This is a genomic window from Pseudomonas sp. DE0010 (assembly GCF_007680745.1).
Classification (GTDB): domain Bacteria; phylum Pseudomonadota; class Gammaproteobacteria; order Pseudomonadales; family Pseudomonadaceae; genus Aquipseudomonas; species Aquipseudomonas parafulva_B.
This window is the reverse complement of the sequence record NZ_VEJQ01000016.1, coordinates 1-21,591: the sequence shown is the minus strand read 5'-3', so window position 1 is coordinate 21,591 and position 21,591 is coordinate 1. Positions and strand designations below refer to the sequence as shown.

Here is a 21,591-nt window from a genome sequence, read left to right as displayed (position 1 = left end):
GCCCCAACTGCACCCAACCGCCAACCTGACGCGTAATACCGAGGACATCATGGCTGTAGATATTTTCATCAAGATCGGCGACATCAAGGGCGAGTCCCACGACAAGGCCCACAAGGACGAAATCGACGTGCTCAACTGGAGCTGGGGCATGTCCCAGTCCGGCAACATGCACACGGGCAGCGGCGGCGGCTCGGGCAAGGTCAACATCCAGGACCTGTCGATCACCAAGTACATCGACAAGTCCAGCCCCAACCTGATGGCCCACTGCTCCAGCGGCAAGCACATCGACAAGGTCAAGCTGACCGTGCGCAAGGCCGGGGGCGAGAGTCAGGTCGAGTACCTGATCATCAACCTCGAAGAAGTCATCATCAGCTCGCTCAGCACCGGTGGCTCGGGCAGCGACGACCGCCTGACCGAGAACGTGACCCTGAACTTCGCCAAGGTCACCGTCGATTATCAGCCGCAGAAAGCCGACGGCAGCAAGGAAGGCGGCCCGATCAAGTACGGCTGGAACATCCGCTCCAACGTCAAGATCTGACCGACCGCGTCCGCGCCGCCTTGGCTGGCGTGGGCGCCCTTCCCTCACCTCACCCGCTTACGGTGAACCCATGGCCAAGCCTTCTTTCATCAACCTGTGGAATGCCTACCCGACCGACTCGTCGCCTTGCGACGGCGGCTGGGACAACCAGTGCGCCATTCGCATGAGCATTGCGCTCAATGGCGAACACACCATCAAGGTGAACGCCGGCAGCTACAGCGAACCGCGCTGTGCTCATGGCCATGCCCGGGGCGCCGAGTCGCTGGCCAACTGGTTGTGGAAGCACCATCTCGGCGCACCCCTGCAACTGAGCGGCAGCGCCGGCGACCGCCTCAAGCTCAGCGAGAAGCGCGGCATCATCTTCTTCAAGGATTGCTTCGCCCGTGCCGGGCAGGCATTCGACAACCGTACCGGCGACCACATCGATCTGTGGGACCGAGGCCGGGTCACGGGCTATTTCGCCGACCAGGCGCACCGATCCAAGGCTGTCTGGTTCTGGGAGCTGAAATGAGACCTGCATGCACAACCCTGCTGCCGGCGCTGCTGCTCGCATTCGCCTTGAACGCGTGTGCCCAGGCGCCCGCTGCCCCGTCGGGCGAGGCGCCTGAGGTGACCTTGGGCGGCCACACCCTTGCGCTGGTTAACCACCAAGGCCGCTGCGCGCTGCGCAAAGCCGATGCCTCGCTGCTGCAACTGGACATGCCCTGGCCCTGCCAGCTCAGCCCAGGGCGCGACAGCGGCAAGCCACGCGTCGAACAATTCAAGGGGGCGCAGATCATCATTGTCAGCCATGTGCAGCCAGACCCGGCGCAACCTGGCCGTTGCGACAGCCAGTTCCAGGCTGTGCGCCAGCTCGGCACGCGCCTGGAACCCTCCATCCTGGCCCGTGGCGGCAGTTGCTCGCGTGGCCCGGTGGACCAGAAGAACTTCGTGGGGCTGTTCGAGTGGTAGCCGAGATCGCCGCCCGCGACCGTCTGCAGCCGTCGCTGCTGGACCGCCTGACCGACGACAACCCGGGCAACCCGCAGGAAGCACCGGACAAGCGCGTGCTCAGCCTGCACCAGCTCAAGGCCTCTGTGCTGCGCGACCTCGCCTGGTTGCTCAACACCACTTCGCTGCTCGACAGCGTCACCACCCTGGACACCCCGGCCGGGGCCTCGGTGGTCAACTATGGGCTACCGGCGCTGGCCGGCAACAGCGCCTCGAACATCGACCTGGCCGAACTGGAACGCATCATCCACCAGGCCATCGCCACCTACGAGCCACGCATTCTCCCCCACACCCTCAAGGTGCGGGCCCAGGCCGCGCCCGGCGAGATGAACGCCAACGCCTTGAGCTTCGAGATCGAAGGCGACCTGTGGGCCCAGCCAGCGGCGCTGCCGTTGCTGCTGCAGACCGACATCGACCTTGAGTCCGGGCATGTGCGTGTGGCCCCCGCCGAACGCCGGAGGCGTGCATGAACCCGCGCATGCTCGAGCTGTACAACCAGGAGTTGCAGCACATTCGCGAGAGTGCCGCGGAGTTCGCCAGGGAATACCCGAAAATTGCCGGGCGCCTGACGTTGTCCGGCATCGAGTGCGCCGACCCGTATGTCGAGCGCCTGCTCGAAGGCTTCGCCTACCTCACCGCCCGGGTGCAGCTCAAGCTCGACGCCGAGTACCCGACCTTCACCCACAACCTGCTGGAAATCGCCTACCCACACTACCTGGCGCCGACCCCGTCGATGACCGTGGTGCAACTGCAGACCGACCCCGACGAGGGTTCGCTGGCCAGCGGTTTCCGCCTGCCGCGTGACAGTGTGCTGCGCGCCAACCTGGGGCGCAACTCGCAGACCCCGTGCGAGTTCCGCAGCACCCAGGACGTTACCTTGTGGCCGTTGCAGGTGGCCGCCGCCGAGTACTTCGGCAACCCCGGTGCGGTGCTCGGGCGCCTAGCCAGCAGCGTGCCGCAGGCCCGCGCCGGCATGCGCCTGACCTTGCGCACTGGCGCCGAGGTGCCATTCGCCAGCCTGCCGCTCAGCCACCTGCCGCTGTACCTCAACGGCGCCGACGAAACCCCGTTCCGCCTCTACGAGCAACTGCTGGGCAGCGCTTGCGCGGTGTTCGTCCGCCAACCCGGCGCGGACTGGGTGGAGCGTATTCCCGTCGAACAGGCACTGCGCCCGTGTGGCTTCGACGACCGCGAGGCAGCATTGCCAGTGGTACCGCAGGCGTTCCAGGGCTACCGCCTATTGCAGGAATATTTCGCCCTGCCGCAGCGCTTTCTGTTCGTCGATATCGCCGGGCTGGAACGGGCGGTGCAGCGCTGCAGCGGCCAGACGCTGGAAGTGCTGGTGTTGTTCGAGCGTTTCGACCAGAGCCTGGAAAGCAGCGTCGGCGCCAGCCAGTTCGTGCCGTTCTGCACCCCTGCGATCAACCTGTTCCCGCGCCGGGTCGACCGCCTGCACCTGACCGATCGGGTGCATGAGCACCACGTGATCGCCGACCGCACCCGGCCCACCGATTTCGAGATTCACTCGCTGCAGCGGGTCACCGGCTACGGCACCGGCCCGGACCAGGAATTCCTGCCGTTCTACGCCGTGCGCGACCCGTCGCGCTATGGCCGCGACCAGGCCTACTACATCGTGCGCCGCGAGCCACGGGTGTTGTCCAGCGACCAGCGCCGCAACGGTACCCGCTCCAGCTACATGGGGAGCGAGACGTTCATCAGCCTGGTTGACGGCCAGCAGGCGCCGTACCGCCACGACCTGCGCCAGCTGGGTATCAGCGCCCTGTGCAGCAACCGCGACCTGCCGCTGTTCATGAACGTGGGCGATGGCCGCAGCGACTTCAGCCTGGCCGACAGCGCGCCGGTGGCCGGCATCCGCTGCCTGGCCGGCCCGAGCAGGCCCAAAGCCAGCCATGCCCACGACAACCGCGCCTGGCGCCTTATCAGCCAGCTGTCGCTGAACTACCTGTCGCTGGCCGAACACGGCCAGGGCGCCGCTGCCCTGCGCGAACTGCTGCGCCTGTACGGCGACCCGCAGGACAGCGCCCTGAACCTGCAGATCGACGGCCTGCGCGAGGTCAGCAGCAAGCCCTGCACGCGGCGCCTGCCGATGCCGGGGCCAATCGTGTTCGGGCGTGGCCTGCAAATTACCCTGACCTTCGATGAGAACGCCTTCCGCGGCACCGGCGTGTTCCTGCTGGGTGCGGTGTTCGAACGTTTCCTGACCCGCTATGTGTCGATCAACAGCTTCACCGAAACTGTACTGCGCACCAGCGAACGTGGCGAGATCATGCGCTGGGCCGCTAAACCCGGGCGCAGGCCGACGTTATGAATACCTTGCAGGCCATGCAGGCGCAGCCCTGGGCGTACGATTTCTTCCAGGCGCTGCGCCGCCTCGAGGCGCAGCACCCCGAGCTGCCACGCTTCGGCCATTCCCTGCGCCTGGCAGACGAGCCGGTGCGCCTGGGCCAGCGCTTGGACTGCGGGTTCGCCCCGGCGACCCTGGCTGCGGTCAGTGCCGACGGCGACCAGCCGGCGCGCCTGGAGCAGTTCTTCTTCGGCCTGGGTGGCCCCAATGGCCCGCTGCCACTGCACCTCACCGAATACATGCGCGAGCGCCAGCGCAACCACGGCGACGCGACCAGCAAGGCGTTCCTGGACGTCTTCCATCACCGCCTGCTGAGCCTGTTCTACCGAGCCTGGGCCGAAGCGCGCCCGACGGTCAGCCACGACCGCCCGGGTGACGACTACTGGGCCGCGCGCCTGGCGGCGCTGAGTGGCCGTGGCCAGCCCGAACTGCAAGGTCAGGGCGCGCTGGCCGACACCGGCAAACTGCACTGGTCGGGCCACCTGAGCGCGCAAACCCGCTACCCGGACGGCCTGTGCAGCATACTTGGCGGCTATTTTGGCGTGCCGGTGACGCTGGAAGAATACGTCGGCCAATGGCTAGAACTGCCCGAACGCAGCCAGCTCGGCGTGCGCGCCAACCGCCTGGGCGTGGACCTGTGCCTGGGCCGCTACGTCTGGGACCGCCAGCACAAGTTCCGCCTGTGCCTGGGCCCACTCAGCCTCGACCAGTACCACGCCCTGCTGCCCGGCGGGCAGGCTTTCGTCGAACTGGCGGCCTGGGTCGCCGAGTACCTGGGCCAGGAACTGGACTGGGACCTCAACCTGATCCTTGCGCAGGACCAGGTGCCTGCGCTGCAACTCAATGCCGGCCAACGCCTGGGTTTCGACACCTGGCTTGGCCGCCCTGCACACGATGCACGCGACCTGAAGCTGGCCCGGTACTACGCCGACCAGCCGGCCGCCGCCCACCACACAAGGAACCAGGACCATGGGTGAAATCAGCCGCGCCGCGCTGTTCGGCAAACTCAACAGCGTCGCCTACAAGGCCATCGAGGCCGCCACGGTATTTTGCAAGCTGCGGGGCAACCCCTATGTCGAGCTGGTGCACTGGCTGCACCAATTGCTGCAACTGCAGGACAGCGACCTGCACCGCATCGTACGCCAGTGCGATATCGAGCCGGCGCGCCTGGCCCGTGACCTGACCGATGCCCTGGACCGCCTGCCGCGCGGTTCGACGTCGATCACCGACCTGTCTTCGCAGGTGGAAGAAGCCGTCGAACGCGGCTGGGTATACGGCAGCCTGATGTTCGGCGAAAGCCAGGTGCGCACCGGCTACCTGCTGGTCGGCATCCTCAAGACCCCGAGCCTGCGCCATGCCCTGCAGGGGCTGTCCAGCGAATTCGGCAAAGTGAAGGTCGAGGCGCTGAGCGAACGCTTCAGCGAGTACGTGGGCGACTCGCCGGAAAACCACCTGGCTGCCACCGACGGCTTCAGCGCTGCGCTGCCCGGCGAAGCCAGCGGCGCCGTGGCGCCGGCGGCGATGGGCAAGCAGGAGGCGCTCAAGCGCTTTACCGTCGACCTTACCGAACAAGCGCGCAGCGGCAAGCTTGACCCTATCGTCGGGCGCGACGAAGAGATCCGTCAGCTGGTCGATATCCTCATGCGCCGCCGGCAGAACAACCCGATCCTTACCGGCGAGGCCGGTGTCGGCAAAACCGCCGTGGTGGAAGGCTTCGCCTTGCGCATCGTCGCCGGCGATGTGCCGCCGGCGCTCAAGGACGTAGAACTGCGCAGCCTGGATGTCGGCCTGCTGCAGGCCGGCGCCAGCATGAAAGGCGAATTCGAACAGCGACTGCGCCAGGTGATCGAGGATGTGCAGGCGTCGCCCAAGCCGATCATCCTGTTCATCGATGAAGCACACACCCTGGTCGGTGCAGGGGGCGCAGCCGGCACCGGCGATGCGGCCAACCTGCTCAAGCCGGCCCTGGCCCGTGGCAGCCTGCGCACGGTGGCGGCGACCACCTGGGCCGAATACAAGAAACACATCGAGAAAGACCCGGCCCTGACCCGCCGCTTCCAGGTAGTGCAGGTGGACGAGCCGAGCGAAGCCAAGGCCCTGCTGATGATGCGTGGGGTGGCATCGACCATGGAACAGCACCATCAGGTGCAGATCCTCGACGAGGCACTCGAGGCCGCGGTCAAGCTGTCCCACCGCTACATCCCGGCGCGCCAACTGCCGGACAAGTCGGTGAGCCTGCTCGATACCGCCTGCGCGCGCGTAGCCATCAGCCTGCACGCGGTGCCGGCCGAGGTCGATGACAGCCGCCGGCGCATCGAGGCGCTGGAGGTCGAACAGGCGATCATCGCCCGCGAAGCCGCCATCGGCGTGGCCACCGGGCAGCGCCAGGCCCAGGCCGACGGCTTGCTGGCCGAGGAGCGCCAACGCCGAGCCACCCTGGAAAGCCGCTGGGCCGAGGAAAAGGCCCTGGTCGATCAGTTGCTGGCCACCCGCGCGCAGCTGCGCGACCAGGCCGGTGTGGTCGACCAGGACGCGGCGTTGCCAGCAAACTCCGAACTGCGCGAAACACTGGCCGACCTGCAACAGCGCCTGAGCGCGCTGCAAGGCGAGAGCCCGTTGATTCTGCCGACCGTGGACTACCAGGCCGTCGCCTCGGTGGTGGCCGACTGGACCGGGATTCCGGTGGGGCGCATGGCGCGCAACGAGATCGAGACCGTGCTCAACCTCGACAGCCTGCTGGCCAAGCGCATCATCGGCCAGGACCACGCGCTGCAAATGATCGCCAAGCGCATCCAGACCTCCCGCGCCGGCCTCGACAACCCGAACAAGCCGATCGGCGTGTTCATGCTCGCCGGCACCTCCGGCGTGGGCAAGACCGAGACCGCACTGGCCCTGGCCGAGGCGCTGTACGGCGGTGAGCAGAACCTGATCACCATCAACATGAGCGAGTTCCAGGAAGCGCACACCGTGTCCACCCTAAAGGGCGCCCCGCCCGGCTATGTCGGCTATGGCGAGGGCGGCGTGCTGACCGAGGCGGTGCGCCGCCGGCCGTACAGCGTGGTGCTGTTGGACGAGGTAGAAAAGGCCCACCCGGACGTGCACGAGATCTTTTTCCAGGTGTTCGACAAGGGCGTGATGGAAGACGGCGAAGGCCGCCAGATCGACTTCCGCAATACCCTGATCCTGCTCACCACCAACGCTGGTACCGAGCTGATCGCGCGTACCTGCAACGACCCGCAGGCTCTGCCCGACCCCGACACGGTAGCCAGCCAGCTGCGCCAGCCGCTGCTAGAGATCTTCCCGCCGGCGCTGCTCGGCCGACTGGTGACCATCCCCTACTACCCGCTCAGCGACGCCATGCTCAAGGCCATCACCCGTCTGCAGCTGGAGCGCGTTCGTAAGCGCGTGGAAGGCACGCACAAGGTAGGCTTCGCCTACGACGACGGTGTGGTCGAGCTGGTCGTTTCGCGCTGCAGCGAAACCGAAAGCGGTGGCCGCATGATCGACGCCATCCTCACCAACGGCCTGCTGCCGGACATGAGCCGCGAGTTTCTCACCCGCATGCTCGAAGGCAAGCCGCTAGCCAGCGTACGCATCAGCCGCCGCGACAACGACTTGCACTATGACTTCGGCGCAGCCGACTGACAGGACCGACCATGCTGTTCACGCAGTTCACGCGCCTGGCGCAGATCAACAGCCCGGTGGGGCCGGACAAGCTGATCCTGGCCGAAATGGGCGGCAGCGACGAGCTCGGCCGCCTGTTCGACTATGAGCTGCGGCTGACCAGCGACGACCCGGCCATCGACCTCAACGCCCTGCTGGGCAAGCCGATGAGCCTGAGCGTGCAACAGGGCTTGGACACCTCTCGCTACTTCCATGGCATCGTCGCCCGCTGCAGCCAGGCGGTCGATCAGGGCCAGTTCGCCAGCTACCGGGTCACCCTGCGGCCGTGGTTGTGGCTGCTGACCCGCACCAGCGACTGCCGCATTTTCCAGCACCTGAGCGCACCGCAAATCATCAAGCAGGTGTTCCGCGACCTTGGCTTTTCCGATTTCGAGGATGCCTTGAGCCGCAGCTACTGCGAGCGCGAGTACTGCGTGCAGTACCGCGAGACCAGCTTCGATTTCGTCAGCCGGCTGATGGAAGAGGAAGGCATCTACTACTTCTTCCGCCATGAAGCGCAGCGCCACGTGCTAGTGCTGGCCGATGCCTACGGCGCGCATCCGCAGGTGCCGGGCTACGAAAGCGTGCCCTACTACCCGCCGGACGGGCAGCATCGCGAGCGCGACCACATCAACGACTGGCACCTGGCCCAGGAAGTCCAACCTGGTTCGCTGGAACTCAACGACTATGACTTCCAGCGCCCCAGCGCACGCATCGATGTGCGCTCGGCCATGCCGCGCCCGCACCAGGCCGGGGATTACCCGCTGTACGACTACCCCGGCGCCTACCAGCAAAGCCAGGACGGCGAGCATTACGCGCGTACGCGCCTGGAATCGCTGCAAAGCCTGCACGAGCGCGTCGAGCTGCGCGGCAACGCCCGTGGCCTGGGCAGCGGTCACCTGTTCAGCCTCAGCGGTTTCACCCGTCAGGACCAGAACCGCGAGTACCTGATCGTCGCCGCGCGCTACTACGTGCATCAAGAGCGCCTGGAAAGCGGCACCGGCAGCGGCGCCGCGCAGTTCGAGAGCAACCTCAGCTGCATCGACGCGCAGCAGAGCTTCCGCCCCGAATGCAGCACCGTGCGGCCGATCGTCAAGGGCCCGCAGACCGCCGTGGTGGTCGGCCCCGCTGGCGAGGAAATCTGGACCGACCAGTATGGCCGGGTGAAAGTGCACTTCCACTGGGACCGTCATGACCAGTCCAACGAGAACAGCTCCTGCTGGATTCGCGTGTCGCAGGCCTGGGCCGGCAAGAACTGGGGTTCGATGCAGATCCCGCGGATCGGCCAGGAGGTGATCGTCAGCTTCCTCGAAGGCGACCCTGACCGGCCGATCATCACCGGCCGCGTATACAACGCCGAGCAGAGCGTGCCTTACGACTTGCCCGCCAATGCCACGCAAAGCGGCATGAAGAGCCGTTCGAGCAAGGGGGGCAGCCCGGCCAATTTCAATGAAATCCGCATGGAGGACAAAAAGGGCGCCGAGCAGCTGTACGTGCATGCCGAGCGCAACATGGACACCGTGGTCGAGCAGTGCGAGACGCTGGCGGTCGGCATCAACCGCACCCAGACGGTCGGCATGTTGGAAACCATCACCATCGGCCAGGACCGCATCCGCGCCGTGCGCCGCGACGACATGCTGCTGGTCGGCGCCAGCAAGACTGACAGCGTCAGCACCAGCTACCTGATCGAAGTGGGTGAAAACCTGCGCCTGGTGTGCGGCAAGAGCGTGATCGAGCTGAACGCCAGCGGCCAGATCAACATCAGCTGCGAGCAGTTCAGCTTCCATGCCAGTCAGAACGGCGAGATCAATACCGACGGCACCCTCGACCTCAACGTCGGCAGCGGCGCGCAGACCGCGCCTGACAACCAGGGCGTGAAACAGACCATCGACAGTTCGGTGAAGGCGATCTTCTCCGGCTCTGACCAGTAACGAGACCAGCTATGAGTTATCGCATCAACGAATTCCGCCTGACCCTGCCCGATGCCGCCGTGCAGGACAGCAGCATCAACATACTGCGCTTCGAGGCGCTGGCCACCTCGCTGATCATCAGCCGCAGCCAGCTGGCCGAAGGCGAGACCTTGCAGAGCAATTTCGATGGCCAGCTGCAGCGCCTGCAACAACAGGTCAAGGACTTGCGCATGCAACCGGCCCAGGCCGTGCAAGTGGGTGCCGCCCAGGCGATCGCCGCCATCGAGCTGAGCAGCCAATTTAGCAAGGGCCAGGAAAAGGTCCACCAGTACCAGCTGGCCCTGGTGCTGCCCGGCACGCGCAAGATGTTTGCCCTGAGCTACGTCAAGGCCAGCCCGCTGGGCGCAGCAGAAGCGGCGCACTGGGCAACCATCAAGCAGTCGCTCGACTTCGACAACCTGGGCTGAACGCGCACCATGTCCGACGCCCTGTGGGCCGCCCGCGAAGGCGACGCGCTGATGCACACCTCGATGCTGGCAGACATCGTCGGCGGTGTACTGGAAATCGCTGCCACCGTGGCCATCGGTGCCCTGGCCACTGCCGCCGTGGCGGCGGCGTTCGGCCTGACCGTGGCCACCGGTGGCCTGGGCTGCTTCGTGCTGGGTGCGGTGGTCGGCCTGGTGGTCGGTGTGGTCATGGCCAAGACCGGCGCCGATACCGGCCTGAGCCGATTATGCGAGGGTATCGGAAATTTCCTGTTCCCGCCGTCGGTGCAGGCCACCATCATCAGTGGCTCGCCGAACACTCGCACCAACGGCATGCGCGCGGCACGTGCTGCCGGCATCGTCATCGGCCCGCCGGCACCGCTGGAGCCGGCCGGCGCCGAGGCTGGCGAGGCGAAGGAAGAAAGCTTTCTGGACATGGCCAAGGGCTTCTTCTCGCAGATGTGGCGGCCGACCGTGGCCACGCCAGCCGCCAATACTCTGCCAGCCCCGGACGACAAAGTACTGTGCAGCAAGCACCCGCCCATGCCACCGCAATATCTGGCCGAAGGGTCAAGCAAGGTACTGATCAATGGCCACCCGGCCTGCCGCAGCGGTGACCGCAGCACCTGCGAAGCGGTGATCGTCGAAGGTGGCCTGATATCGAGCAACGTGCGCATCGGTGGAGAGCCGATCGTGGTGCGCGAGATACGCAGCGGCAAGACGCCGGGCATCGGCCTGGCGGTGACCGCGCTGATGCTGCTGCGCGGGCGTGGCGGCAAGTTCTACAGCAAGTTCGGTTGCATGCTGGTGGGCGGGGTGAGCAGCGTCGTGACCGGCCAGGTGACCGGTGCCCTCACCCAGGCCATGGCCGGTTCGCCCAACCCGGTACATGCGGCGACCGGCGGCAAGGTCCTGTGTGGCGATGAAGACCTCGACTTCACCGTGCAGGCCACCCTGCCGATCGCCTGGCAACGCTTCTACAACAGCCACGACGAGCGGATCGATGGCTTGTTCGGCGCGGGCTGGAGCCTGCCTTACGAAGTTTCGGTAGAGGTTGGCGAAGACGATCACCTGGTGCTGGTCGACGAGCAGGCCCGCCGGGTGGATATGGGCATCATCACCTTGGGTGATGCGGTGTTCAGCGTCGGTGAAGGGCTGAGCGTACGCCGGGCGCACAACGGCGAGCTGCTGACCGAAAGCCGCGAAGGCGAGTACCGGTTGTTCCAGCCGACCCCGGGGCGGCCTGACCGACTGCGCCTGAGCCAGATCGGTGATCGCAACGACAACCGGATCTACCTGGATTACGACGACCAAGGCCGTCTTTGCCAGTTGCGCGATACCTTCGACCAGGTGCGTGTCCGGCTCGGCTACAGCCAGCAATGGCCACAGCGTGTGAGCCACGTCGACTTCCACGCGGCGAGCGGCGAATCGCAACGCTTGGCCAGCTATGGCTATGACGCCAACGGTGACCTGGCTCAGGTGCTGGATGGCGCAAGCCAGCCGCTGCGCAGCTTTGCTTACGACGCCGCCCGACGCATGATCGAACACCGTACTGGCGGCGGCCTGTGTTGCAATTACGAATGGGCGCAGCATGAGGACGGTTGGCGGGTAGTACGACACTGGACCAACGGCGGCGACAGCTACGCCTTCGAATACGATGTGGCCGCTGGCATCACCCGGGTGACCGACAGTCTTGGCCGCGTCGCCGTGCGCCACTGGAACCCGCAGTATCAGATCACCGCCTACACCGATGCACTCAAGCGGACCTGGCGCTTCGAATGGAACGACGAGCGCCAGTTGCTCGAGGCAAGCGATCCCATGGATGGACGCTGGCAATTTTTCTACGATGAGTCGGGCAATCTTGCCGAAACGGTCGACCCGCTGGGGCGTAGCGAGTCGACCGAGTGGCTCGAGCATTGGTCGCTGCCTCGCAGCCAGACCGACCAGGCCGGCCACCGCTGGATATTCGCCTACGACCAACGTGGCAACTGCACGCGCGAAACTGACCCGCTGGGCCAGCACACACGGTATCGCCACGACAGCCAGGGAAACCCTGTCGAAATCATCGATGCCAACGGTTCCAGCCGCCACCTGCGCTGGAACGAGCAAGGACTGCTGGTCGAACAGCGGGACTGCTCCGGCTATCTGACCCGCTTCGCCTACGATACATTGGGCCACCTGCAATCGATCACCGACGCCCAGGGCGAGCGCACCGGCTACCAGCATGACAGCAAGGGTCGCTTGCGCAGCGTGACCTTGCCCGATGGCCGCAGCGAAGCGTTTGCCCTGGATGCCAGCGGCTTGTTGGCCCAGCACATCGACACAGCAGGTCACGTTACCCAATACCGGCGTAACCGCCGCGGGCAACTGGAACTACGCACTGATGCGCTCGGCCGACAGGTGCGCTACCAGTACGATAACCATGGGCGCCTGCTCGCGCTGTACAACGAAAATGGCGAAGCATACGGTTTCGAATGGGATGCAGGCGACCGGCTGATCGCAGAACGCGACCTGGACGGCGGCTTGCGGCGCTACCAGTACGACCTACTGGACAACCTTGTCCAGGTGACCTTCCTGCCTGCGCCGGGCAGCGAGGATGCGCCCATCATTCATCGCATGGCGTATGACGCCGGCGGTCGCCTGCTGACCCGCCATACCGATGAGGGGCGCACCGACTACTGCAATGACCCCCTGGACAACGTGGTTGCGGTCCGCCGTACCGCCGTGGATGGCCAGGTCGAGGAACTTGGCTTCGCCTTCGATGCACTTGGCCAGTTGCTCGAAGAACACAGCGCGCAGGGCCGCGTGCAGTATCAGTACGACCCGCTCGGCAATGTCACCCGCACGCGAGTCCCCGACGGCCGCTGGATCAACCGCCTGTACTACGGTAGCGGGCACCTGCACCAGATCAACCTCGATGGCAAGGTGGTGTGCGATTTCGAGCGAGACCGCGTACACCGGGAGACGCTGCGCCTGCAGGGCAACCTGGCGGTTCAACGCCAGTACGACCGTGGCGGGCGCGTGCGCACCCTGCTGCGCCGCCCGGCAACCCAACCCAGCCAGCTGCCGGCGCCAGACCAGCAGCGGTACCAATTCGACGCGGCCGACCAACTGGCCGTACGCGAAGTGCAGCACCCGGGCAGCGGCTATCTGCAGGCTTACCAGCATGATGGCTGCGGCTATGTGCTGGGGCGCCAAGACAGCCCTGTCGGCCAGCGCGAAGCATTCCGCTACGACCCGGCCGGCAACCTGCTCGACCCGCGGGCAGCAGGTGCCGGGCTGGTCCGGCACAACCGCGTGCTCACTTTTGAGGACAAGCGCTATCGCTACGATGGCTTCGGTCGCCTGGTGGAAAAGCGCAGCCGTCGCCGCGGTACGCAGCATTTTCGCTACGACGCCGAGCACCGGCTGGTCCAGGTGCGCAACTTGCAACCCGGGCGGGAGCGCATCATCGACATGCGCTACGACCCGATGGGCCGGCGTACCGAGAAGATCGAATCGACGCTCGACGGCCAGGTGGTCGGCCGCACGCGCTTCATCTGGAGTGGCCTGCGCCTGCTCGGCGAGCAGCACAATGGCCGGCAGGCGTTGTACCTGTACGAGGACGATGGTCATGAACCGCTGGCCCGGGTGGATGGCCTGGGTGCTCACCAGCAGGTACTGCATTACCACAATGACATCAACGGCCTGCCGGAGCAGTTGACCGACGACGCTGGCGAGGAGGTGTGGTCGGCGCGCTACCTGACCTGGGGCGCAAGCTGGGATGAACAGCGGGCTACCCGTCTGCCTGAAAAACAGAACCTGCGCTTCCAAGGCCAGTACCTGGACCGCGAAACCGGCCTGCACTACAACTTGTTCCGCTTCTACGACCCGGAGATAGGCCGCTTTACCCAGCCTGACCCGATTGGTCTGGCCGGTGGTTTGAACCTGTACGAGTATGCGCCCAACCCGTTTACTTGGATCGACCCATGGGGTCTATTGAAGGAAGGCGAGACCGCGGGGTATGGTGCCAAGGCGCACCGAGGCGATGGCCTTGAAGCTCATGAGATTCTGCGTAACAAGTTCTTGCAGGACGCCGGTATTGCACCGAAAAACCGCAGGTTGCGCGGCAACCCTTCGATTGCCCTGACGCCGAAGCACCATGACCAGGTGCATGCTGCAGAGAACCGGTTACGCAAGGCAATGGGCCTCAAGCCTAACCAGATGCTCAAAAGCGGCAAGCTTGAAATCCGCTTGATGTCCAAGGCGATCTACCAATCGTTAGTCAGCCAGGGGGATGTCACAATCCAGCAACTCAGAACGGCCCGACGCTACGCCAAATCGTTCGCCAAAAGCAAAGGGTGTTACTAGCCATGAAGAAAATCGTGTTGTCCCAACAAGATCACGGCTACGGCCAGATCGGTGGTGCGCCTTTGCTCAAGGACCTCTCCCTGTGGCCGGCCAACCCGCAAACCGGTGGGCTGATGACTCCCATCATGACCCTTACCGAACAATTCCAACCGGCCCGGTTCGTCCCACCAGGCATGGCTATCACCGTTTTTCTTGCAGTCGAGCAACAGCAGGACGGTAGCTTCAACCGCCCACTTCAGCGTCGCTATACGGTCAATCAGCAGTCTGAACTGCAGAGCGTGCTCAGCGGTGGCTTTGCCCGGGTCATTCTGCATGAACTCGCCAGCCATCCACTGGAGCCCAGCACCCCGCCCTTGCTGCTGGAGCGAGCGTTCATCGATTTCGAAGAAATGACCGACGAGGAGCATGACGAGGAGCATGAGGATGAAGACAGCGGGATCGGCCTGAGCAAGCCCAGCGGTCGCCCTTGCTGGCTGCAGGATCCGATCTATGAACCACCGCGCTACATGTTCATGATGCAACTGGTAGACGCCGACGTGGCCCAAGCCAGTCCGCCACATGGTGGGCTGTTTGGCGAAGGTAACGGCTACCTGTTCGTGGACATGCAGGCGCGCCGTGGCAAGGAAGGCGATGACGCCGGGTTCTTCTTCATTCAGTTCACCTGAAGGGCTGCTGACTCAAGGCGATCACCCGAGAGGAGCAAGGGCTGAGGAGATTCACGTGAACATCCATCACTTGGACAACGCGCCGCCCCTTGGGGAGACTTGGGCGAAGGTACCGATGTAGACAGCATCAAGCGCGCCGGCCCAGACACCCCAGCCGCCTAGCCCATTACCGACTACCTCGATCTGGAAGGCGGGCCGACCTCTACAATTGATTCGCTGCCGCATGACCCTGGCTTGCCGCACGTATGCCCGCGTACCGGCAAGCAGTCGTGGTGGGCAAGCTCAACCTGCACAAGGACCTGCAGCACGAACCACCCAGGTTGCTTTACATTCACCCTGCTCAGTTAAATCAGTCCAGCTGTCGAGCCCTCAGCGCCTGCGCCAGCATGTCAATGAAGGCCCGGACCTTGGCTGAACCGTACTTGCTCTCCCGGTGCAATATATGGATTGGCCAAGGCGCCTCTTCGTAATCGGCCAGAACCACCTGCAGCTGCCCGCTGGCCAGTTCATCCGCGACCTGATAAGACAGCAGGCGAGCAATGCCCAACCCGCAGCTGGCCGCAGCGATGGCGCCGTCATTGCTGGTCACAGTCAAGCGGGGTTTCATGCGCACCAAGGTCGGTTCACCGATTACTCCGAAACGCCAGCCGGCTCGCGGCGACAGGTTGGTGGTACCAATCACTGCATGCTCCGCCAGGTCGGACGGGTGCTTTGGCACGCCATGACGCGCCAGATATTCGGGAGAGGCGCACAGCATGCGTCGGACCCTGCCCACCCGCAGTGCTTTGAGCCCGGAGTCGGGCAAGGGCCCGATACGAACGGCCACATCCATACCCTCTTCGACCATGTTCACGATGCGGTCGAGGAAGTAGGCGCAGACGTCAACCTCGGGGTATTGCTGCAGGTGGCGGACGATGCACGGCATGACGAACTTCTTGCCAAACAGGATGGGCGCAGTAACGGCCAGGTCACCCTTGGGGGTGGCGTTGATGCCGGCAGCGGCTTCGTTGGCCTCATGGATGCTAGCAAGAATGTGCCGGGTGTCCTCCAGGTAGCGGCCGCCGGCTTCGGTCAGGCGCACACTGCGCGTGGTACGCAGCGCCAGCTTGACCCCGAGTTGTTCTTCCAGGGCGACAACAGCACGGGTGACGGCCGCCGGGGAGATATCCAGGCGCCGGGCAGCGGCGGCGAAGCTTTCCAGTTCGCCAACGGCAACGAACACCTTCATCAGGTGGATCTGGTCCATGCGGGCTCCTGGGGGCGGGAATGCGGGCATTATGGTTGATTCGAGGCGCTGGTGCTGCCTGTTCTGGCCGATCAGATATCAAGCATCAGCGCCTGCCCCCGCTCATCCATGTTCGCTGGCACCGCACAACAGATCAGCGCGGTCCCGCTCTCTGGCATTTCGGCCGGGAGGTTAAGGTAATGCACCTGGCCACTGAGCAACCGCGTTTTGCAGGTGCCGCAGGTTCCACTCCGGCAACTGAATTCCGGCGACAGGCCATGTGCTTCGGCCAGCTCCAGCAGTGTGCCGCTGGAGGGTGACCACTGTGCCTGCTTAGCTGATGCTGCAAAATGCACCGCCACTGGCTCGCTGGCAGCAGGCGGCTGCTGCAGCGTCGGCTGGCCGGCGTCGAGGTGGCGGCGAAGGCTTGACGGGCCGAACGCTTCGGCATGAATCCGCGCGTCCGGCACATGCAGGCCACGCAGCCCCTGGTAGAAGTCCTGGGTAAAGTTGCCTGGGCCACACAGGTAGACGTCGTAGTCATCGAGTGTCAGTGTGGCTTTGACGTGCTCGATTCCCAGCCGACCGGCAAACTGATAATCGCGGCCTGGCCGGGCGTGGTCTTCGGGTTGGCTCAGGGCGCGGTACACATGCAGCAGCCCTGCGGCGTGATGTTGCAAGTGGGTCAGTTCCTTGTGGAATGCCAGATCAGCCAAGCTACGGGCACCTTGGAAAAGATGAATGACCCGAGCCTGCCCCTGCTTCAACTGCTCGCGCAACATGGCCAGCAAAGGCGTGATACCCACGCCAGCGCCAATCAGTACCAGCGGCCGGGTGCTGTTCAAATCGAGCGTGAAACTGCCTACGGGCGGGCGCACCTGCAGTACATCGCCTGCCACGACGCGCTCATGCAGGTACCGCGAAGCGGGCCCCTGGGCTTTGACGCTGATACGCACATGGTCGTCGGAGGGTGCGCTGGACAGGCTGTAGGTGCGGATCAGAGGCTTGTGCCGGTCGAGCGGGACTTGCACGGGCACATGTTGGCCTGGCGCGAACGTCACTGCGGTAGCGCCAGGTGGCTCAAGGTAGAACGAGCGGATATCACGGCTTTCCTGCTCTACCCGCAGCACGCGCCAGGGTTGCCATTGCGCCTGTTGCAAGCGTGGCGAATGGCGGATCCAGGTGCCGGTCGCCAACGTGGTTGGCGCGTAATCCTTGAATGCCCAACGCAGGCCAACTGCGCCCGGACGCCATACCACCTGCTCGACTTCCAGCGTCCATAGACGCTCGGCGCCTTCGAACAGGGAAGTGTCGGGGCTGTCCAGCACTAGCTCGGCACGCCCATACAGTTGCAGCAGGTTGCCGTTGCTGAAGTCGATGAACAGTAGCCCAGCTCGGGGGTTTGCCAGCAGGTTGCCCAGGGTATTGAAGTGCAGGTTCCCGGCGTAATCGGGGATGGTCAGGAGGCTGCCTTCAACCCTGACGAAGCCGGGTCGCCCGCCCCGGTGGGAGACGTCCACCGCTCGCTGGCCATCGGCGTGTTCGACATAACTGGCAACGAAGAAGGTATCGGCTGCCTGGATCAGGCTGACGGCATCGGCATCCAGCGCTGTGGAATCGACGCGCCCCTGGGGCAGTTGCGCAACCCGGGTGTAGTCGCGCCGTTGGATGTATTGCGGGCAGTTGCCAAATGACTGAGCCACGGTCACCTGCAACTGCCCCTGGATGGCCTGTTGGATGTGGCCGTTGAGACGATTGCGCCGACGGGTGTGCAATTCGATACCCAGCAGACCAACTGCCTGCCCGGCGGCCAGCCCTGGCGTCGCTGGATCGTCGGCTGGCGGTTGGGTATCGATTATCAGCTCACGTGAATGGGGCGAGCGGATGAAACCTTCCGGCCCCTCCAGTAGGGTCGCCCATGGACGGCCCTGCGAGTCCACGCTGGCGGCAACAATGAACGGCAGCTGGTGATAGAAGGTGCGGTGCTGATCGGGCATGTAGTCGCGAATGACCTTATGCCCCACCGCCTCCATGCGCGCTGCAACACCCACCTTTTCCTGCAGGGTTTTCTCGCCTGGGTGCCAAGGCGATGGGCGATGGTCGAGTGTGTGCTGCATGGCGACGTCCTCGGGGCGGCAAAGTATCAGGCGTTGTTCTGCAGCCCGATCTGGGTGCGTGGCATGGCCACGAAGCCTGGCAATGCTTCGATTCGCACCAGCCAGTCGCGCACATTGGCGTAGGGCTCCAGCGACACATTGCCTTCAGGTGCGTGGGCGATGTACGAGTAGTTGGCGATGTCGGCAATGGTTGGCGTATGGCCCGCCAGGAACGGTCTTTTGGCCAACTCGGTATCGATCACCTTGAGCAGCGCATGGGCGCGAGCAATGACCTCGTCGGTATCGAATGCCGCGCCGAATACGGTTACCAGGCGCGCGGCGGCCGGACCGAAGGCCAGCGGGCCGGCCGCCACTGATAACCAGCGTTGCACAGCCGCCGCTGCCACTGGATCTTCGGGCAGCCATGCACCGTTGTCGTATTTCTTGGCCAGGTACACCAGGATGGCGTTGGAATCAGCGATCACCGTACCGTTGTCATCGATCACCGGCACCTGACCGAAAGGATTGAGGGCCAGAAACTCGGGTTGCTTGTGCGCACCTGCTGCCAAGTCCACGAAAACCAGTTCGGTGGGCAACGCAAGCAGAGAAAGCATGAGCTCGATGCGGTGCGCGTGACCGGACTTGGGGAAGTTGTAGAGCTTTATTGGGTTGGACATTGCCATGGCTCCTGGTCAGCGCCGGCATAGCGCTGGTGGAGCCATACTGCATGTATCGACGTAGAAGCAGAATCAGCGCCTGGAGCAAGCCTCAATTTCGCTGATCGAAACAATGGGCCTGCGTGGCGCTCGCTGGAAAGGGGATTTAGTGGCCGGCTACACCTATGTATCAAGCCATGCGGGGCGGTGACTCCAAGAACTTGCGTTTCAGGAATGACGGTTGTGGAGGTAGAGCCTGTGCACAGCCTCTACAACGTGGGGAACTGTAGCTTGATGTTCTTCAGGGCTCATCTCATCGAGCAGCGGAAAATTCTTCTCCTCGCCATGGAGCGCGATGGCATCAAGATGATGTTGAAGCCCAGCAGGCAAACACGGCCACTGGCCTACTTCGACACCTTTCATGTAGCCAAAGCACCAGTCCTCGAGAACCACGACATCACCGTCTGGAAATTCACGCACTTCGAATAGCAATTCAGACGCGTCAGTTGCCTGCGCAAGCATTTGCAACACACGGTTGTGGAACTTGATCAGCAGATCAAAATAGCGCCGGCTCTGTGCTTTGCTTTTGAAATGAGGGAGCTTTCCCCCACCTACCGCAGGTAGCCACTCGCTTGGGGGCACCACTCGCGGTGCGCTACACAGCGCGTTCATGAAGCCGTCCAACTCGAACAGGGTGAAGATGGCGGCGTCGTTACCGTACTTGAACAACAACTCGCTCAGTTCATCAAATTCGCGGTCCTTCATGGCCTTACCGCTGCTTTGAATGGAAGCGATAGAGCTGGCGAACGGCATCGATGACTTGGGGCACGCACTGCTGGATATCCTGCTCGGACATCTGATCCAATAGCTCGACGTTATCTTCCAGCCCATGCAGCGAGATGGCCTTGAGCAGCGCATCCTGTTCTGAAGGCAGGTCAGCCCAACCCGCGACTTGGGTGCCGCGCATGTAGCCAAAGCACCACTCCTCCATGACGACTTCGGTCCCTTGGTCGCCCTCGCCTTGCTCGAAAAGCGGTTCGAAGCCATCAACATCGTCTTCCAGGTCTTCGGCAACCTGACCGGCGTAGCGCAACATCAATGCCGTATAGGCCTCTTCGTCAGCAGGCTTCTTGAACTTGGGAACGTGACCGCCGGCTACCGCTGGCAGCCATTCCATCGGCTGGACGGTAGTGGGTGAGCTGGCCAGGGCGGTGAAGAAGCCGTTGAGCTCTGCCAGATTGATGACCGAGTAGTCATTGCCGTAGACGATCAACATGTCTTCAAGGCGATTGAGTTCTTTTTCGGTAAGCGGTAAGAACATGCAGTAGGGTCCTGGCAGTCGGGTATGCGTGCACCCTAACATAAACACCTCCTGCAGAGCGCCTGCGCGCCACATAGGCCTCACGTGGGTACGCCTGAATAGTGTGCTCACTTCCTTAGCGGCATGGCCGCATGCAGGCGATAACCGAGCGTCACATCATAAAGATCTGTACGCCGATCACGGGGTGCGTCATTCAAGGTATTGCAGGGGGCCGAGCGAGCACTGCTCAGGTCTATATCGGCATAGACGATGGTCTGCTCTTGTGCACTGGCCACTTCGCCGATAGGCCAGCCGTTGGTTCCAGCAATCAGTGAACATCCCAGAAACCGCCTACCTCGCTCGTCACCGATACGATTGGCAGCGGCGATGAAGATATTGTTGACGTGGGCGGCCGTCATGGTCAGGTAGTTGGCCATGCACCGGTCTGCCTGATCGAATAGCGGTGGTGGTGTCCAGACCCAGTTATTGAGGCTGCAGATCAGATCGGCCCCTTGCGCTGCCAGCAGTCGTGGCACTTCCGGGAACCAGATATCACCGCCAATCAACAGACCTATGCGGCCTATCGATGTGTCAAACACTGGAAAGCCCAGGTTACCTGGGGCACACCACAAGTTTTCCTGGGCCCCTAAGTGAGCCTTGCGGTAATGCCCGAGCAAACCGCTCGGGCCGAACAGCACCGCACTGTCATACAGTTTCAATGCATCCTGTTCGACGAATCCGGCAACCAAGTAGACCTGGTATTGCTCGGCAAGGTCTGCCCAGGCCTGCACGCTAGGGCCGTGCTCAAGTGTTTCGGCGTGAGCAAAGGCCTCTGCCCGCGACACAAAGGTGTAGCCCGTGTTGGTGAGTTCGGGCAGCACGATGAGGTTGGCTCCAGCACGCGCGGCGCTGCGTGCCAACGCCAGGCTCTTGGCGAGGTTACCAGCGCAATGTTCAAGCCCCACCTGAGGCGCGAACTGGATGACGGCAATGCGTGCCGGGCTGAATGCGGCCATGATGCCTTCCCTCTTTTGATCGTTTAGAAGGAAGCCAGTAGAGCCGGCTTTCATTGACCGGATACAGTCGGGCGTTTCTGATAAGTCGGTAGGATTCTACGATTCAGATGGTAGGCATGGCCTTACAGATCAAATCACCTATGCAGTTGCAATAGCTTTGGGTAGCCCCAAAGACAAAACCCCTACCTGCATGCGCAGATAGGGGTTTTGCGAAATGAATCTTGACGATGACCTACTCTCACATGGGGAAACCCCACACTACCATCGGCGATGCATCGTTTCACTACTGAGTTCGGGATGGGATCAGGTGGTTCCAATGCTCTATGGTCGTC

17 protein-coding genes, 1 rRNA gene and 1 pseudogene are annotated in these 21,591 nt (G+C 63.6%); 12 read left to right on the top strand and 7 right to left on the bottom strand.

Going from position 1 to position 21,591, the window contains the following annotated elements; translation table 11 throughout:
- Positions 1 to 49: 49 nt before the first annotated feature.
- The 12 genes and pseudogenes from FS767_RS13540 (at position 50) to FS767_RS13490 (ending at position 14,966) form a co-directional block, all read left to right on the top strand.
- A complete protein-coding gene (locus FS767_RS13540; RefSeq protein WP_058638525.1) occupies positions 50 to 538 on the top strand; it encodes a type VI secretion system tube protein Hcp in 489 nt (162 codons plus the stop codon).
- A gap of 70 nt (positions 539 to 608) precedes the next feature.
- Positions 609 to 1,049 carry a type VI secretion system amidase effector protein Tae4 gene (locus tag FS767_RS13535; protein ID WP_144966206.1) on the top strand — a complete coding sequence of 147 codons (441 nt, stop codon included), beginning with the start codon at positions 609 to 611 and terminating at the stop codon, positions 1,047 to 1,049.
- Complete coding sequence (locus tag FS767_RS22860) at positions 1,046 to 1,489, top strand: hypothetical protein (protein ID WP_178102737.1); 444 nt, start codon at positions 1,046 to 1,048, stop codon at positions 1,487 to 1,489. Before FS767_RS13535 ends, FS767_RS22860 begins: the two co-directional genes overlap by 4 nt.
- Complete coding sequence (gene tssE / locus FS767_RS13525) at positions 1,483 to 1,998, top strand: type VI secretion system baseplate subunit TssE (RefSeq protein ID WP_144966204.1); 516 nt, start codon at positions 1,483 to 1,485, stop codon at positions 1,996 to 1,998. The genes FS767_RS22860 and tssE overlap by 7 nt, the downstream gene beginning before the upstream one ends.
- The gene (tssF, locus tag FS767_RS13520) at positions 1,995 to 3,857 is read left to right on the top strand and encodes a type VI secretion system baseplate subunit TssF (protein WP_144966202.1); all 1,863 of its coding nucleotides are present in this window, start codon (positions 1,995 to 1,997) and stop codon (positions 3,855 to 3,857) included. Before tssE ends, tssF begins: the two co-directional genes overlap by 4 nt.
- The gene (tssG, locus tag FS767_RS13515) at positions 3,854 to 4,870 is read left to right on the top strand and encodes a type VI secretion system baseplate subunit TssG (RefSeq protein ID WP_144966200.1); all 1,017 of its coding nucleotides are present in this window, start codon (positions 3,854 to 3,856) and stop codon (positions 4,868 to 4,870) included. The genes tssF and tssG overlap by 4 nt, the downstream gene beginning before the upstream one ends.
- Positions 4,863 to 7,538, top strand: coding sequence for a type VI secretion system ATPase TssH (gene tssH, locus FS767_RS13510; protein WP_144966198.1), 2,676 nt, complete (start codon positions 4,863 to 4,865; stop codon positions 7,536 to 7,538). Before tssG ends, tssH begins: the two co-directional genes overlap by 8 nt.
- Before the next feature lie 11 nt (positions 7,539 to 7,549).
- The gene (locus FS767_RS13505) at positions 7,550 to 9,487 is read left to right on the top strand and encodes a type VI secretion system Vgr family protein (RefSeq protein ID WP_144966196.1); all 1,938 of its coding nucleotides are present in this window, start codon (positions 7,550 to 7,552) and stop codon (positions 9,485 to 9,487) included.
- An 11-nt stretch (positions 9,488 to 9,498) separates the two neighbouring features.
- Positions 9,499 to 9,933 carry a DcrB-related protein gene (locus FS767_RS13500; RefSeq protein ID WP_144966194.1) on the top strand — a complete coding sequence of 145 codons (435 nt, stop codon included), beginning with the start codon at positions 9,499 to 9,501 and terminating at the stop codon, positions 9,931 to 9,933.
- A gap of 9 nt (positions 9,934 to 9,942) precedes the next feature.
- A pseudogene (locus FS767_RS13495) lies at positions 9,943 to 12,804 on the top strand (DUF6531 domain-containing protein); the annotation flags it as partial.
- Between the two features lie 168 nt (positions 12,805 to 12,972).
- On the top strand, positions 12,973 to 14,301 hold the full coding sequence (locus FS767_RS23520) for an RHS repeat domain-containing protein (RefSeq protein ID WP_371921593.1): 1,329 nt from the start codon (positions 12,973 to 12,975) through the stop codon (positions 14,299 to 14,301).
- A 2-nt stretch (positions 14,302 to 14,303) separates the two neighbouring features.
- On the top strand, positions 14,304 to 14,966 hold the full coding sequence (locus tag FS767_RS13490; protein WP_144966190.1) for a hypothetical protein: 663 nt from the start codon (positions 14,304 to 14,306) through the stop codon (positions 14,964 to 14,966).
- A 349-nt stretch (positions 14,967 to 15,315) separates the two neighbouring features.
- Here the strand turns inward: FS767_RS13490 and FS767_RS13480 are convergent, their stop codons facing one another.
- The 7 genes from FS767_RS13480 to rrf form a co-directional block, all read right to left on the bottom strand.
- Positions 15,316 to 16,212, bottom strand: coding sequence for a LysR family transcriptional regulator (locus tag FS767_RS13480; RefSeq protein ID WP_144966188.1), 897 nt, complete (start codon positions 16,210 to 16,212; stop codon positions 15,316 to 15,318).
- Between the two features lie 71 nt (positions 16,213 to 16,283).
- Positions 16,284 to 18,308, bottom strand: a complete 2,025-nt coding sequence (locus tag FS767_RS13475; protein WP_144966186.1) for a pyridoxamine 5'-phosphate oxidase family protein — start codon at positions 18,306 to 18,308, stop codon at positions 16,284 to 16,286.
- A 26-nt stretch (positions 18,309 to 18,334) separates the two neighbouring features.
- On the bottom strand, positions 18,335 to 18,964 hold the full coding sequence (locus tag FS767_RS13470; protein ID WP_144966184.1) for a glutathione S-transferase family protein: 630 nt from the start codon (positions 18,962 to 18,964) through the stop codon (positions 18,335 to 18,337).
- Positions 18,965 to 19,171: 207 nt separating this feature from the next.
- Positions 19,172 to 19,708, bottom strand: a complete 537-nt coding sequence (locus FS767_RS13465) for a UPF0149 family protein (RefSeq protein WP_256674270.1) — start codon at positions 19,706 to 19,708, stop codon at positions 19,172 to 19,174.
- Positions 19,709 to 19,712: 4 nt separating this feature from the next.
- Positions 19,713 to 20,264, bottom strand: coding sequence for a UPF0149 family protein (locus FS767_RS13460; protein WP_144966180.1), 552 nt, complete (start codon positions 20,262 to 20,264; stop codon positions 19,713 to 19,715).
- 107 nt (positions 20,265 to 20,371) lie between these two features.
- Positions 20,372 to 21,259 (bottom strand): nitrilase family protein, encoded by an 888-nt coding sequence (locus FS767_RS13455; RefSeq protein WP_144966178.1) that lies wholly within the window; start codon positions 21,257 to 21,259, stop codon positions 20,372 to 20,374.
- Between the two features lie 219 nt (positions 21,260 to 21,478).
- Positions 21,479 to 21,591 (bottom strand): 5S ribosomal RNA (gene rrf / locus FS767_RS13450); the annotation flags it as partial.